The sequence below is a fragment of the Candidatus Pseudothioglobus sp. Uisw_086 genome, assembly GCF_048085745.1.
GTDB lineage: Bacteria > Pseudomonadota > Gammaproteobacteria > PS1 > Pseudothioglobaceae > Pseudothioglobus.
Map to the genome: position 1 here is coordinate 715,119 of NZ_CP159803.1, position 14,292 is coordinate 729,410.

The 14,292-nt window shown below is 34.9% G+C and carries 15 protein-coding genes; 9 read left to right on the plus strand and 6 right to left on the minus strand.

What is annotated here, in order from left to right:
- Positions 1–35: 35 nt before the first annotated feature.
- The 3 genes from ABXT49_RS03570 to ABXT49_RS03580 all read left to right on the plus strand — a co-directional run bounded on the left by ABXT49_RS03570 (position 36) and on the right by ABXT49_RS03580 (position 2,644).
- Entirely contained in the window at positions 36–890 is an 855-nt protein-coding gene (locus ABXT49_RS03570) for a DMT family transporter (RefSeq protein WP_416653265.1), read from the plus strand.
- Positions 887–1,801 (plus strand): DMT family transporter, encoded by a 915-nt coding sequence (locus tag ABXT49_RS03575; protein ID WP_416653267.1) that lies wholly within the window; start codon positions 887–889, stop codon positions 1,799–1,801. The genes ABXT49_RS03570 and ABXT49_RS03575 overlap by 4 nt, the downstream gene beginning before the upstream one ends.
- A 63-nt stretch (positions 1,802–1,864) precedes the next feature.
- Positions 1,865–2,644 carry an ABC transporter ATP-binding protein gene (locus ABXT49_RS03580; protein ID WP_416653269.1) on the plus strand — a complete coding sequence of 260 codons (780 nt, stop codon included), beginning with the start codon at positions 1,865–1,867 and terminating at the stop codon, positions 2,642–2,644.
- On the opposite strand, the gene hisD is transcribed toward ABXT49_RS03580, so the two are convergent.
- From hisD to ABXT49_RS03600, 4 genes are read right to left on the minus strand one after another with little or no spacing between them, the layout of a single operon-like run.
- The gene (gene hisD, locus ABXT49_RS03585) at positions 2,645–3,943 is read right to left on the minus strand and encodes a histidinol dehydrogenase (RefSeq protein ID WP_416653271.1); all 1,299 of its coding nucleotides are present in this window, start codon (positions 3,941–3,943) and stop codon (positions 2,645–2,647) included.
- Positions 3,940–4,557, minus strand: coding sequence for an ATP phosphoribosyltransferase (hisG, locus tag ABXT49_RS03590; protein ID WP_416653272.1), 618 nt, complete (start codon positions 4,555–4,557; stop codon positions 3,940–3,942). The genes hisD and hisG overlap by 4 nt, the downstream gene beginning before the upstream one ends.
- 21 nt (positions 4,558–4,578) lie before the next feature.
- Positions 4,579–5,838, minus strand: a complete 1,260-nt coding sequence (murA, locus tag ABXT49_RS03595) for a UDP-N-acetylglucosamine 1-carboxyvinyltransferase (protein ID WP_416653274.1) — start codon at positions 5,836–5,838, stop codon at positions 4,579–4,581.
- Between the two features lie 3 nt (positions 5,839–5,841).
- Complete coding sequence (locus ABXT49_RS03600; RefSeq protein WP_416653275.1) at positions 5,842–6,480, minus strand: MlaC/ttg2D family ABC transporter substrate-binding protein; 639 nt, start codon at positions 6,478–6,480, stop codon at positions 5,842–5,844.
- A 39-nt stretch (positions 6,481–6,519) separates the two neighbouring features.
- Between ABXT49_RS03600 and uvrC the strand changes: the two genes are divergently transcribed.
- Positions 6,520–8,313: an excinuclease ABC subunit UvrC gene (uvrC, locus tag ABXT49_RS03605; protein WP_416653278.1), complete on the plus strand. Its 1,794-nt coding sequence runs from the start codon at positions 6,520–6,522 to the stop codon at positions 8,311–8,313.
- 8 nt (positions 8,314–8,321) lie between these two features.
- Positions 8,322–8,501: a hypothetical protein gene (locus ABXT49_RS03610; RefSeq protein WP_416653280.1), complete on the plus strand. Its 180-nt coding sequence runs from the start codon at positions 8,322–8,324 to the stop codon at positions 8,499–8,501.
- Here the strand turns inward: ABXT49_RS03610 and ABXT49_RS03615 are convergent.
- Both ABXT49_RS03615 and ABXT49_RS03620 read right to left on the minus strand, forming a co-directional pair.
- Positions 8,498–9,043, minus strand: coding sequence for a haloacid dehalogenase-like hydrolase (locus ABXT49_RS03615; protein ID WP_416653282.1), 546 nt, complete (start codon positions 9,041–9,043; stop codon positions 8,498–8,500). The genes ABXT49_RS03610 and ABXT49_RS03615 overlap by 4 nt on opposite strands.
- Positions 9,033–10,886, minus strand: a complete 1,854-nt coding sequence (locus ABXT49_RS03620; protein WP_416653283.1) for an ATP-binding cassette domain-containing protein — start codon at positions 10,884–10,886, stop codon at positions 9,033–9,035. Before ABXT49_RS03620 ends, ABXT49_RS03615 begins: the two co-directional genes overlap by 11 nt.
- A gap of 57 nt (positions 10,887–10,943) precedes the next feature.
- Here ABXT49_RS03620 and ABXT49_RS03625 point away from each other — a divergent pair, with 57 nt between their 5' ends.
- From ABXT49_RS03625 to cmk, 4 genes are read left to right on the plus strand one after another with little or no spacing between them, the layout of a single operon-like run.
- Complete coding sequence (locus tag ABXT49_RS03625) at positions 10,944–11,366, plus strand: cytochrome c-type biogenesis protein CcmH (RefSeq protein WP_416653286.1); 423 nt, start codon at positions 10,944–10,946, stop codon at positions 11,364–11,366.
- Positions 11,363–12,046, plus strand: a complete 684-nt coding sequence (locus ABXT49_RS03630) for a tetratricopeptide repeat protein (RefSeq protein WP_416653289.1) — start codon at positions 11,363–11,365, stop codon at positions 12,044–12,046. Before ABXT49_RS03625 ends, ABXT49_RS03630 begins: the two co-directional genes overlap by 4 nt.
- Positions 12,047–12,056: 10 nt before the next feature.
- Complete coding sequence (lysS, locus tag ABXT49_RS03635) at positions 12,057–13,550, plus strand: lysine--tRNA ligase (RefSeq protein WP_416653292.1); 1,494 nt, start codon at positions 12,057–12,059, stop codon at positions 13,548–13,550.
- A 23-nt stretch (positions 13,551–13,573) separates the two neighbouring features.
- Complete coding sequence (gene cmk, locus ABXT49_RS03640) at positions 13,574–14,239, plus strand: (d)CMP kinase (RefSeq protein WP_416653293.1); 666 nt, start codon at positions 13,574–13,576, stop codon at positions 14,237–14,239.
- The last annotated feature ends 53 nt before the right edge of the window (positions 14,240–14,292 follow it).

Sequence of the window (14,292 nt, forward strand, 5' to 3'; positions counted from 1 at the left end):
AATCTTACTAACATAAACTTCCGCAATCTTTAAATATGAATAATCATTTAAAAGGACTACTCATTGCTTTTTTTGGAGTTTTGATGCTGACTCCAGATCCTGTATTAGTGAGGCTTGCAGATGCGGACACCTTTACCATTCTTTTTTGGCGTGGGATATTCTATGCACTTGGCGTATTGGTCATTTTGTTTGCTACATACCGTAAAAACACATTTAAAGAGCTAAAAAATATAGGTATGCCTGGAATCTGGATTGGCATCCTTTCAGGAATTGGTGGCGTTACATTTATTGCTGCAATTCAATATACTTCAATTGCTAAAGTATTAGTTATTATTAGTACAGCACCAATGGTTGTTGCAATTATTTCATGGGCCTTAATAAATGAAAAGCCTAAGCTTTATACGTGGATTTCAATGCTAATTATTGTTACTGGTATCTACATAGTAATGAAAGGAGATACAGGGGCCCTCAACGTTATGGGGAGTTCATTGGCAGTTATATCAATAATTGCTGGGGGTTATTCATTTGCACTTACGCGAAAATACAGTAACGTCAATATGGTTCCAGCTATGATAGTTAATGCGCTTGTTGTTTCTTGTGTTGGACTGGCGTTTTCAAGTTCCTTTTATTTGCCTTTTGATTCACTAATGTATGTTATTGCAGGCGGCATATTGCTTGCGATTGCCTTTAGCCTAATTACACTTGCTCCAAGATTCATACCTGCATCAGAGGTGGCTATGTTTATGCCTTTAGGAACGATTTTTGGAATAATAAGTGCGTGGCTAGTGATTAATGAGCAGCCTTCCAGTAGTTCAATTTTAGGTGGGTCTATAGTTGTTATTACTTTATTTTTTCATGCATGGTACAGCTCCAAGCTGCAAACTAAATGATAATATTAGGTAAAAATAAAGCATTGAGGGCTGACATTATTATGCTCATTGCTGCAGCCATTTGGGGGTTTGCATTTGTCGCGCAGAAAGATGCGGCAGAGACAATGGAGCCATTTTTCTTTAATGCAGCTAGATTTTTTATTGGAGCTTCAGTATTAATGCCATTAGTTTGGTATCTATCTAAAAGAAACACAACGTCAATTAAGAAAGAGGTTTCAACTAAAAAATTACTCTTTGCTGGGACTGTTGCTGGATTATTTTTATTTACTGCTTCAAGTTTTCAGCAAGTTGGCATTGAATTCACAACGGCCGGAAAAGCTGGCTTTATAACGGGCTTATATATCTTTTTTGTCCCATTAATTGGAATTTTCTTAGGCCAAAAAACTAACTCTGGAACTTGGCTTGGAGGATTTCTTGCAATTATTGGGTTATTCCTTCTAAGCATCAATGAAGACTTTAGTATTGAGAAGGGTGATTTATTTCAACTTATTTGTGCCGTATTTTTTGCAGCTCACATTTTGGTGCTAGGTTATGTTGCTAAAAGGATGGATCCATTGAAGCTATCACTTATTCAGTATATTGTTTCTGGGTTTTTAAGTCTTATTATTGCAATTGCCATAAAAGAAAACATTGGGTGGGATGCTATTATCATTACAGCAGTTCCACTTCTCTATGCTGGCGTTATGTCAATAGGCATTGGATATACGCTTCAAGTCATTGCCCAGCAACACGCTAAATCTTCCCATGCAGCAATAATTTTAGGACTAGAAGGGGCATTTGCTGTGCTTGGTGGGTGGCTTATTCTTGATGAAACACTCACAACAAGAGGTTTTATTGGATGCATGTTGATGTTAATTGGAATGCTTTTATCGCAACTACTCCCAAATCTGAGTTTAAAAAAAGCAAGTTGAGAGTTTTTCCATTCTACTGGTATGATTGTTAAGAGTTTTTAACATAGGCTTAACTTAAATATAATGAATATTATTGAGCTTCAAAATATCACAGTATTTCAAGAAAGCAACAAAGTATTTGATGACTTCTCGTTAACCATTGATGAGAGTCAAAGCACAGTTATCTTGGGGCCAAACGGCTCTGGTAAAACAACTCTTCTAAAGTTACTAAATCGTGAGCTTTATATTGTTGAGAGTGAGGGTAGCAGTATTAGAATATTTGATAAAGAGAGGTGGAATGTTCAGGAGTTAAGGTCCAATCTTGGTGTTGTTTCGCCGCACCTTCAAAACAATTATTCTGATACTGCTGTTGGGCTTCACGTTGCCCTATCTGGTTTTTATTCTAGTGATGGAATATGGAGACATCAAAAGTTTGATACTGAGAAGCTAGACCGTGCAAATGAAGTTATGGAGCTTCTCTCAATATCAAGCTTAAAGGACAGAGAATACTCATCTATGTCAACTGGCGAGCAGAGAAAATTTCTACTTGCAAGGTCCCTCGTTAATGACCCAGCAGTTTTGGTTTTTGATGAACCAACGAGTGGGCTTGATATAAGTACTTGTTTTCAGTATCTTGAAATAATGAGAGAACTTATGAGTATGGGCAAGAAGGTAATATTAGTAACGCATCATGTGCACGAGATCCCGCCAGAAATATCAAGAGTAATTTTATTGAAGAGAGGAAGGGTAGTTATGGATGGCAATAAAGATGAAATTTTAACGAATAGCAACCTTACTAACCTTTTTGATTGGCCAATTAAAGTTGTCAAAGAAAATGGCTATTATCAGGCGCTACCTGGATAATTATTCCTTACCTGTGCGATAAAGCGCAGACATGGCATGAGCCTGAAGACCCTCACCATAAGCCAGTGTAGCTGCAGTTTCACCTAAATTTATAGCTCCTTCTTTTGATGCCATTATTATACTAGATCGTTTTTGAAAATCATAAACACCTAAAGGTGATGAGAATCTTGCCGTGCTTGAGGTTGGCAGAACATGATTTGGACCAGCGCAATAATCACCTAAAGCTTCAGAAGAGTATTTACCCATAAAAATTGCCCCAGCATTCTTAATGTCATCAAGAATAGATTCTGGATTTTCAACGGAAAGCTCAAGATGTTCTGGGGCAATTTTATTGGATATCTCAATTGCTTCATCTATATCTTTTGTCAGAATTAGAGCGCCTCTATTTTTAAGCGCTGTTCGAATAATATGCTTTCTTTCCATCGTAGGAAGTAGCCTTTGAATACTATTTCTAACCTTCTCAATAAAGCCTTCATCAGGGCAAAGTAGAATTGATTGAGCTTCTTCATCGTGCTCTGCCTGAGAAAATAAGTCCATTGCAATCCAGTCAGGGTCTGTTGAGCCATCACAAATGATAAGTATTTCAGAGGGCCCAGCTATCATATCGATACCCACTTGCCCAAATACTTGTTTTTTTGCAGTAGCAACATAAATATTACCAGGTCCAACTATCTTATCAACTTTTGGAATAGTTTCAGTTCCATAGGCAAGTGCTGCAATTGCCTGAGCTCCACCTATAGTAATAACCATGTCAACATCTGCAATATGGGCTGCTGCCAATACCAGTTCATTGGAAACACCATTTGGGGTAGGAACAACCATAATTAGTTCGTTCACGCCTGCTACTTTTGCAGGAATACTATTCATAAGTACAGAAGATGGGTAGGCAGCTTTTCCGCCAGGCACATACAAACCGACGCGATCTAAAGGGCTAATTTTTTGTCCTAATACTGTGCCATCATCTTCAGTGTAATTCCATGACTCTTGTTTTTGATTTAGGTGGTAAGACTCAATTCTTTGAGCAGCAATATTAAGGGCATCCTTTTGCTTTTGGCTTAAGTTGTCGAATGATTTTTTAAGACTTTCTTTTGAAATTATTAGTTCTGAGATTGATTTTGCGTTAAGTGAATCAAACTCTGAAGTAAATTTTAATACAGAGCTATCCCCTTTATCTTTAACTTCCTTAATAATTTTTCTGACATTGTTGTTAATCTCTTCATCAGAATAACTCTCCCAAGTTATGAGAGAAGATAGTTGAGTATCAAAATCCTCACTATTTGAAGACAATAAGCTGATCATAAGTTTTTTTCTATGCTTTTAATCCAGTCATTAATTTGACTATATTTGGTATTAAAGGCAGCTGAGTTTACAATAAGCCTTGAGCTAATATCACAAATTAATTCTAGAGGGATTAAGTTGTTAGCTTCTAAAGTATTGCCCGTATCAACTAGATCCACAATGCAGTCTGAAAGGCCAACTATTGGTGCAAGCTCCATGGCGCCAGAAAGTTTGATAACTTCTACTTGCTGGCCTTTTTTAAAGAAATGTTCTTTAGCTGATTTGACATATTTTGTTGCCACCTTCAAAGTCCCTTTGCTTAAGCTTTGGTTTTCCTTTGATGCAACCATTAGGCGGCATTTAGAGATCCCAAGATCAAGTAATTCAAAAATACCATTAGCTCCATGCTCTATTAAGACATCTTTACCTGCAATCCCAAGATCTGCAGCTCCATGTTGAACAAATACAGGAACATCGCTTGCCCTGATAACTATAACTTTAATATCTTTTAGGTTAGTATCTAAAATTAGTTTTCTACTTTCAAGTTCTTTTTTAGATACAGAAAGCCCTGCTTTCTCAAGAAGAGGGAGTGTTTGGTCTAATATTCGACCTTTAGAAAGTGCGATCGTTAACATGTCAGTATATCAATTATTAGTTTAGTGCTGAACGCGCTCTATGTCTGCTCCCAGCATTTTAAATTTTTCTTCAATCATCTCATAGCCACGATCAAGATGATAGACGCGTTCAATTGTTGTTGACCCCTGTGCAGCGAGTCCAGCTAACACTAGACTAGCAGAAGCTCTAAGATCTGTAGCCATAAGATTGGCGCCAGTTAATAATTTTACTCCTTTACACACAACAGTGTTGCCTTCGAGCTTAAGGTTTGCTCCCATACGACTGAGCTCAGGAACATGCATAAAACGATTTTCAAAAATAGTTTCTGTAATAGTACTACTTCCTTCGGCGATAGAATTCAGAGCCATAAATTGGGCTTGCATATCTGTTGGAAAATTTGGATACGCACTAGTTCTTATATCAACTGGCTGAGGCCTTCTTCCTTTCATGTCAAGTTTAATTGAATTTTGGTTTGTTTGAATGTCCGCGCCAGTTTCGATAAGCTTACCAATAACTGCTCGCATAGAGTCTGGCTCAATATTATTAACAATAATTTTACCTCCAGTTATTGCAGCTGCAACTAAATAAGTTCCTGCTTCAATTCGATCTGGACAAATGGTGTAATCAATACCACTTAGATGATCAACCCCTTGAATTACAAGGGTAGAGGTATTTTCACCTATAATTTTTGCGCCCATTTTTTTAAGACATAAAATTAAATCTGTCACTTCTGGCTCTTGTGCTGCATTGTTAATAGTTGTAGTTCCCTTAGCAAGAGTTGCAGCCATTATTATATTTTCAGTTGCTGTTACAGAAATTAAATCAAAATTAATTTGGGTTCCAATGAGTTCATTTGTACTCGCATAAATATATCCATTTTTAACTTCAATTTTGGCGCCCATTTTTTCTAAAGCATTAAGATGTAAGTTAACTGGACGAGTTCCAATAGCACAACCACCTGGTAGTGAAATTTTAGCTTTTTTATATTTTGCTAGCATTGGACCTAAGGTTAAGATTGATGCTCGCATTGTTTTTACTAGCTCGTATTCTGCCGTGAGGTTTGTAAGGTTTGAAGAATCAATTGAAATTGAACTATCCTCCTCTAATACAAAGTTTGAACCCATGTCCATTAATAATCTAAGGGTAGTTGAAACATCACTTAATTGAGGTGTATTTGCTAATTTAAGGGGTCCATCAGCAAGGATTGAGGCAAAAAAAATTGGCAGGGTAGCATTTTTTGAACCAGATGTTCTTATAGTGCCACTAAGAGGAGTACCACCATGAATTACTAATTTATACATAAGCTAAGATTTTTCAAGCATTTTTTGAATTAATTTTTTAATGCCTTGGCGCTTTATTTTGGAGTTATAGCCCATTTTTTCTATATCTACTATGCTAATAGATTGATACTCTAGGTCATAAATTTTCCAACGATTTTTACGAATCAATTTAAGAGTGACAGAAGTACTGTCCTTTTCGCTTTTAAGGGATACTGAAACATTTATTCTAGCAATATTTTCATTTTGAATATAATCTTCATCGACAGAAACTTTAATGTCTTCCCATATAGCTAAATCTGCCAATATGCCAACATATTCGTTAATTAGAGAATTTTTAATATCACGTTCAAATATTTTTCTTTCTCTTAATTCTAACTGATCCCAGAAGTCTCCTAAAGCCAACTCAGTACTATATTCAAGGTCTATATATGGAAGAATTTTCTTTTTTGTGAGGTTTAGTGTTGAAGCTAAAGTTCCATTATTCTGAGACTGAAGTTCAATAAAAGAGCAGACAACATCATTAATAATGGCTTCAACCTGAATAGTTGGATTATCTTTAGCTATTATTGGTGAAATAGATGGGCAGTTTTCTGAGGCAAATATAATCCCGATAAAAGATAAATTGATCAGGAAAGCCTTTAAAATATTAGGTACAAATTTCATGTTTGCTATTGTACTATATTTGTGAAATAAATTAATGAAATGCACAATCAAAATATAAAAATAAAACTTAAAAATCTTACCAAAGAGCCAGGCGTATACAAAATGCTTGATAAGTCAGGAGATGTTATTTATGTTGGTAAAGCAAAAAATTTAAAAAATCGCGTTTCAAACTATTTTAGTAGCTCAAACCATAATACAAAAACTCAACTTCTTCAGAAAAATATAGATGATTTTTCTATTATTATTACAAAAACTGAAACCCAGGCACTTCTTCTTGAAAACGAGCTTATTAAGCAGTTTAAACCTAAATTTAATATACTTTTAAAAGACTCTAAAAGCTACCCTTACATTTATCTCAGTAATGATGTTCATCCACGTTTAGGAATGTTTAGGGGTAAAAAAAATAAAAATTATCATTATTTTGGGCCATACCCATCTTCTCACATTGCTCGTGATGCCTTAGCACTTCTTAAAAAGATATTTAAAGTAAGGCAATGTACTAATAGTTTTTATAGGGCTCGCTCTCGCCCATGTTTAGAGTATCAAATTGGTTTATGCAGTGCGCCATGTGTTGGCAAAATTTCTGATAATAAGTATGAGCAAGATGTTGACATGGTTTCACTTTTTTTGAATGGTAAGGCAAGCAAGCTTCTAAACCAGGTTTCTCAGAAAATGAAAGATGCTTCTATTAATCTTGATTTTGAAGCTGCAGCTAAATATCGAGATCAGCTTATTGGCTTAAGAACAATTCAAGAGAGGCATGGATCTCAATTTAGCTCTGATATGGACGTTGTAAGTATTGTAAATGATGCTGATATTCATTGCATCGAATTAGTATTTGTAAGAGGTGGAAAACAAGTTGGAAGTGAAACTTTTTTTCCAAAAAATGCAAAAAACGATTCTTGTGAAGTAGTTCTAAGTGCATTTCTCCCGCTATATTATTTAGGCACAAAAACTCCAAAGGAGATAGTATTAAGCCACAAGCTAAAAGATAAGTCTGTATTGGAGGCTGGTTTATCTACTAAACTTATTCAATCTCCTAGAGTAGATAAGAAACATTATTTGGAGATGGCTACGCTTAACGCAAAAGAAAATTTAAAACAATACTTGCTATTAAGATTCACTAAGAAAAAACAGCTTGAAGGAATACAAAAAATATTGGCATTAAAAACGCTACCAAAGGTTATGGAGTGCTTTGATATAAGTCATACTATGGGAGAGGCAACAACTGCCTCATGCGTAGTGTTCGAAATGGGACTCCCAAAGGTTAGCAATTATAGGCAATTTAATATTAAAGACATAACGCCGGGTGATGATTATGCTGCAATTAACCAGGCAGTATATCGAAGATATTCGCGTCTCCTTAATTCAAAAAAAGCTATGCCTGATATAGTATTTATTGATGGTGGCTTAGGCCAGCTTAATCAAGCAATTATGGTTATGAACTCAATTGGAGTAGATTCAGTAATGTTGGTTGGAGTTGCTAAAGGTGAAGGAAGAAAAGCAGGACTAGAGACTCTTATTACAGTTGAAGATGAAAAAGTCAAAAAAATAACGCTTTCCCCCTTTGATCCAGCCCTTCTTTTAATAAATCATATTAGAGATGAATCTCATAGATTTGCAATAAAAAATCATCGTAAAAAAAGAGCAAAGAAACGTACTTCGTCTTCTTTAGAACTAATTAAAGGGGTTGGTGCAAATAAAAGAAGTGCCCTTTTAAATCATTTTGGAGGGCTTCAAGAAGTGCAAAATGCAAGCGTTGATGAGTTACAGAAAGTAGTAGGCATTAATTCTAAATTAGCGATTAAAATAAACGAATCATTTAAGAAATAATTTAAACTATGATTATATTATTACCATTTATTGCAGCACTTATAGCAAGCTATGTTATTTGGAAGTTCAATACCAGAATATTGGGAAAGAGGCTTGCACTATCTAAAGTTGCAACCTGGGTAGTTGTAGCGACATTTATGATTTATTTTATATTTTCAGTGCTATCTTTAATTATAGAGAGTTTTTAGGCTTTACTTGATATAACAAAAGTATTTAAGTGTTTTGTGCTAGTGACTATTCGATTTGTTGCGTTTACAATGATCGATAATCTGGATACCTCCCAAACTGGAAGGTCTCTCATATGATCCCCTATATAATCAAAATTTCTCTCACCGTACCGCTCCACTAGAGTGTCAGCTTTATTATGACTCGATAAGTTAAAGTCTTTATTACTAGCCATAACATCATCAAAAATCTTAAGGTGCTTGGCAACTGCAAAAGCATAATTTTTATGTGAAGCAGTAGCAAGAATTATTTTAGAGCCTTCTTTTTTTCGCTTCATTATGTAACTTATAACATTATCATTGTATGGTAACTCAGGGATATTAATTTCAAATCTCCTAACCAATTGATCTTTTAAATATCCCTTTCCCTTCCATAACCAAAAAAAATAATGTGCGAAAAGCCATGGACTTTTGCTTAACACTCCTAAAGAAGATAAAAATAATAGATCCGTATCAATTAGGGTGTGATCTAAATCTACAATTAATGGAATAGATTTAGTTTCCACTATCTAATTCACTCCATTTTTCATATAGTAATACCACTTCTTTTTCCATAGAACTTAATTTAATTGTCAAATTTTGTGCATCAGGGTTTTGATAAAATTCAGGATCAGATAGTAATTTTTGAGACATTGAAATTTCATTTTCGAGATCTTCAATCTTTTCAGGTAGTAATTTTAATAGTTGCTGGTCATTGAATGAAAGCTTTTGTGAAATATTTTTAGGTTTAGGTTTTAGTTCATCATCTTTTTTAGGTTTGGTATTTATTTTTTCATGTTTTTGCAGGATATAGTCATCATAACCTCCAACATACTGATCAATAATAGCATCACCTTCCATAACGATTGTTGAGCTTACAATGTTATTTAAAAAAGTTCTGTCATGTGATATCAGTAAAAGTGTTCCAGCATAGTCGACTAACATTTCTTCTAATAATTCAAGCGTTTCGACATCTAAGTCGTTGGTTGGCTCATCAAGAACTAAGAGATTAGCAGGTTGAGATAGTATTTTGGCTAGCATTAATCGGTTTTTTTCACCACCCGAAAACATCTTAATCGGAGCCATCGCCTGTTTTCCTGTAAATAAAAACTGTCGCATATAGCCAATTACATGTTTGCTCTTTCCATTAATGTCTATGAAATCTTTGCCTCCAGATACAAAATCCATAGCCTTCATATTGGGGTTAAGCGACTCTCTCATTTGATCAAAATAGGCTAGCTGAATAGTTTTTGAACGCCGGATATTTCCTTCATCTGGATCAAGCTCACCGAGAAGAAGTTTGATTAATGTTGATTTTCCTGATCCGTTGCCTCCAATAATTCCTATTTTTTCACCTTTTAAGACTAAAAGAGAGAATAGCTTTACGAGCTCAAGTTTGCCAATTTTATAACTTACATTCTTTACTTCAAAAACTAGCTTAGAGACTCGCTTCTCATCTTCTAACGCATGAATTCTAACTTGACCTTGATGTTTACGTTTATTTACAAACTGTTTTCGCATATCCTCAAGAGCTCTGACGCGTCCTTCATTTCTAGTTCGCCTTGCCTTTATTCCTTGACGAATCCAAGTTTCTTCTTGGGCAAGTTTTTTATTAAACCTTGCGTTTTCAAGCTCTTCACTATTAAGAAGGTTTTCTTTTCTTTTTAGGTAGTCTAAATAACCACAGTCAAATATTGAAAGTTTTCCCCGATCGAGGTCAAAAATCTTATTAACTATACCGTTTACAAATGATCGATCATGACTGATAAGAATTAGAGTTCCATGAAAGTCTTTGAGCATTTTCTCTAAATCAAGAATTGCAGTGATATCCATATGGTTTGTTGGTTCATCAAGCAATAAAAGTTCTGGCTCTTGAACAATCGCCTTAGCAAGCATTACTCTTCTTTTCCAACCGCCTGAAAGTGTTGAAAGTCTTGCTGTTGGTTCTAATTTAAACCGATTTAAAATTGTTTCAATTTGATGTAAATAATGCCATAAGTCTTTACTTTCTATTTCATTCTGTAGTTGAGCGCTTTTATCAATATCGCCTACTTGTATTGAGTCATGATAGTCAGCAAGGAGTTTTCCAGTTTCGCCGAGCCCTCGGGCAACAATATTAAATAGTGAATAATCATTATCTTCTGGAGGTTGTTGTTCTAAGTAACTTATTCTAGTGTTATTTTTAACCTTTAAATTACCATCATCAGCTTGAATCAATCCTGCTAAAACTTTCAAAAAGCTTGATTTACCCTCACCATTTCGACCAATTAGGCCTATCTTATCGCCTTTAAGGATGGTCGCATTAATCTCATCTAAGATAACTTTTTCAGAAAATCTAAGGGAAATATTGTCTAAGGTTATAAGTGGCATACGTTAAAATTATAATTTTAAATAACAGCTATATGAATGCGTTATTTTATTCAATTTGTGCTTACACTTTTACTTATTCAAGGAGCCTTTGCTGAAAGTATTGAGGCTAAGGACTTTGAAACACTTTATCAGGAAAACCGATACACTGTTTTAATTGAAAATATTCGATGCCCTGTATGTCAAGGTCAGAGTATTGGTGGTTCAAATTCTAGTCTTGCTGGTGACCTTCGTGAACAAGTACGTAAAATGATATTAAATAATAAATCTGATAAAGATATTTATTTATTTATGGTTGAGCGATATGGTGATTTTGTTAACTTTAAGCCACCAATTAATAGCAAAACATATCTATTATGGTTTGCCCCTCTTCTCTTATTAGTTTTATGTTCGATTTATTTATTTAGAATAACAAGAAATAAAAACATACATCTTTCCAGCTCAGATAGCGATATCGAAAGAGCTAAAAAATTATTAAAGTGATAAATTCAAATGCTACCATGAACAATAATACTGAAATTAGTGATTTAATAGTCAAAGCATATAAGCATCAAAAAAATGGTGAGCTTTCTGTTGCAATACAAGTATGGAATGAGCTAATAAATCATAGTTTGGTAACGCAAGAACTGTCTTCTAATGCTCATTTGAATCTTGGAAATTTACACTTACAGCAGGGTAATAATGATATTGCTTATGAAAGTATGACTAAAGCAATAAGTTCAAACCCAAACAGCTCCGAAGCTTTTTTCTGTTTGGCTTATATGGAACAAGAAAAAGAGAATTTCAATAAGGCTATTAATTTTTTTGAAGCGGCATTAAAGATTAAGCCTGAAGATATTGGTGCCATAAATAATTTGGGTAACTGTTTTGATCGGTTAAATAAAAGTCATGAATCAATTAAGACTTATTCAAGAGCAATATCTTTAGATTCAGAATATATTGCAGCTTATTATAATCGAGGAAATGCTTACTCTAAAATAGCAAAGGATAAGTTGGCTTTGAAAGATTTAAATAAGGCGATTGATTTAGACAATACTTTTTATCAAGCATATTATAATCGTGGCTCAGTATATGGGCGATTAGGAAAAATTGAACTAGCTGAAAAAGATTTTAAAAGAGCTAAAGAGCTTGCAAAGTTAGAGATTGAACAATCAAACAAATAATAGGATTAAGGTGAGTGATCTAGACGAAAATAAATTAATAGCAGAAAGAAAATCTAAATTAGCATTGCTTAGAGAATCAGGTAATCCATTTATTAATGATTTTAAGCCTCAAAACCTAGCAAGCTCTATTCATGAAAAGTTTGATAGCTTTTCAAATGAGGACCTTCAAGAAGCGGGAGAATTTGTAACTGTTGCTGGACGATTAATGCTCAAGAGAATAATGGGTAAAGCAAGCTTTGTTCAGCTTCAAGATACTTCAGGTCAAATTCAACTTTTTGTGACTAGAGATGAGCTGGAAGAGGGCTTCTACAATGAGCAATTCAAGAAGTGGGATATTGGTGACATAATTGGAGCATCTGGGGTTCTTTTTAAGACTCAAACCGGAGAGCTATCTATTCGAGTGGGTGATATTAAATTATTAACAAAATCACTAAGACCTTTGCCAGAAAAATTTCATGGACTAACAGACCAAGAGACAATATATCGCCAAAGGTATGTTGATTTAATTATGAATGAAGGATCGAGAAAAGTTTTTCAGAGAAGATCTGAAATAATTTCTTACATTAGGCAATTCTTCATTAGCCATAGCTATCTTGAGGTAGAAACTCCTATGATGCAAATCATTCCTGGAGGCGCAGCAGCAAAGCCGTTTATTACTCATCATAACGCTTTAGATATGGATTTATATTTAAGAATTGCTCCAGAGCTTTATCTTAAAAGGCTAGTAGTTGGAGGGTTTGACAAGGTTTTTGAGATCAATCGTAATTTTAGGAATGAGGGACTCTCTCCAAGACATAATCCTGAATTTACAATGATTGAGTTTTATGAGGCTTATGCAAATTATCATGACTATATGGACTTAACTGAAAACTTATTTAAAGGTATTGCAATTGATGTTTGTAAATCAGCAAAAATAAAATTTCAGGGTGATGAATTCGATTTTTCAAAACCGTTTGAGCGATTAAGTGTGTTTGATTCAATTTTGAAATACAATCCTAAGTTATCAGCTTCTGACCTTTCAGAAGCTAATGTTAGGACTACTGCTAGTAATTTGGGAATTCAACTTAAAGAGAACTGGGGTTTAGGAAAGATTCAAATTGAAATCTTTGAAGAAACTGTTGAGGAAAAATTAATTCAACCAACTTTTGTTACTGAGTATCCTACAGAGGTATCTCCTTTGGCTAGACGCAATGATCAAAATTCATTTATTACTGATCGCTTTGAACTCTTTATTGGTGGCCGTGAAATAGCAAATGGATTTTCGGAGCTCAATGATCCTGAAGATCAGGCCCAAAGGTTCAAAGACCAGGTTAGTGAAAAAGATGCAGGAGACGATGAAGCAATGCATTATGATGCTGATTATATTAGAGCCCTTGAGTATGGAATGCCCCCAACCGCAGGAGAAGGTATTGGTATTGATCGTTTAGTTATGCTATTTACAGATTCAGCGTCAATAAGAGATGTTTTATTATTTCCTCATATGAGACCTGAGTATGAGAAGTAGTTTAAGAATTTCTAGTTAGCATTATGATTCCAGTTTTAACTATTGATGGACCTAGTGGAGTAGGGAAGGGGACTGTAGCAAACATAATAGCTCATGAGCTGAAATGGAATTTATTGGACTCTGGAGCAATATACCGAGCTTTTGCTTTGGCGGCTTCTAAGCGAAATATTAAGATTGATAATACTGATGAACTGCTGAAGTTAGCATCCAACCTCGATTTGAAATTTGAGTCAGACCCCCACAAAAATAAACTCAGTGTTCATCTTGATAATATTGAAGTTTCAGCTGAACTTCGAACTGAAGAAACTGCAGAGCTTGCTTCAAAATTTGCTATGATTGGCCCTCTTAGGGAGTCACTCTTAATAAGGCAGCAAAAGTTCAAGCAGCCTCCAGGATTAGTTGCTGATGGTCGAGATATGGGAACTGTTGTATTCGAAAGTGCGCCTTTTAAGGTATTTTTGACAGCAAATGTGGAAGAAAGGGCACAAAGACGACTAAAACAGTTGCACGACAATGGTATTGCTGGTATCCTTTCGCAAACTTTGGAAGAGGTTCAAAAGAGAGACGAGAGGGACGCAAGTCGCAAACATTCTCCTTTAATTGCTTCAAAAGATGCATTGATTATAGATACATCGAATCTTACAATTAATGAAGTCGTTGCAAAAGTGATGGCGTTAGTTAAGACTTGAGCGGTCAAGTCTTTATTTTTTAATTAACCCGATATGATTTAAGCTTAAACCGA

What these genes read in the sequence shown, in the direction of transcription:
- ABXT49_RS03570 (WP_416653265.1), top strand. Translation starts at nt 36, where the DNA reads ATGAATAATCATTTAAAAGGACTACTCATTGCTTTTTTTGGAGTTTTG.
- ABXT49_RS03575 (WP_416653267.1), top strand. Translation starts at nt 887, where the DNA reads ATGATAATATTAGGTAAAAATAAAGCATTGAGGGCTGACATTATTATG.
- ABXT49_RS03580 (WP_416653269.1), top strand. Translation starts at nt 1,865, where the DNA reads ATGAATATTATTGAGCTTCAAAATATCACAGTATTTCAAGAAAGCAAC.
- hisD (WP_416653271.1), bottom strand. Translation starts at nt 3,943, where the DNA reads ATGATCAGCTTATTGTCTTCAAATAGTGAGGATTTTGATACTCAACTA.
- hisG (WP_416653272.1), bottom strand. Translation starts at nt 4,557, where the DNA reads ATGTTAACGATCGCACTTTCTAAAGGTCGAATATTAGACCAAACACTC.
- murA (WP_416653274.1), bottom strand. Translation starts at nt 5,838, where the DNA reads ATGTATAAATTAGTAATTCATGGTGGTACTCCTCTTAGTGGCACTATA.
- ABXT49_RS03600 (WP_416653275.1), bottom strand. Translation starts at nt 6,480, where the DNA reads ATGAAATTTGTACCTAATATTTTAAAGGCTTTCCTGATCAATTTATCT.
- uvrC (WP_416653278.1), top strand. Translation starts at nt 6,520, where the DNA reads ATGCACAATCAAAATATAAAAATAAAACTTAAAAATCTTACCAAAGAG.
- ABXT49_RS03610 (WP_416653280.1), top strand. Translation starts at nt 8,322, where the DNA reads ATGATTATATTATTACCATTTATTGCAGCACTTATAGCAAGCTATGTT.
- ABXT49_RS03620 (WP_416653283.1), bottom strand. Translation starts at nt 10,886, where the DNA reads ATGCCACTTATAACCTTAGACAATATTTCCCTTAGATTTTCTGAAAAA.
- cmk (WP_416653293.1), top strand. Translation starts at nt 13,574, where the DNA reads ATGATTCCAGTTTTAACTATTGATGGACCTAGTGGAGTAGGGAAGGGG.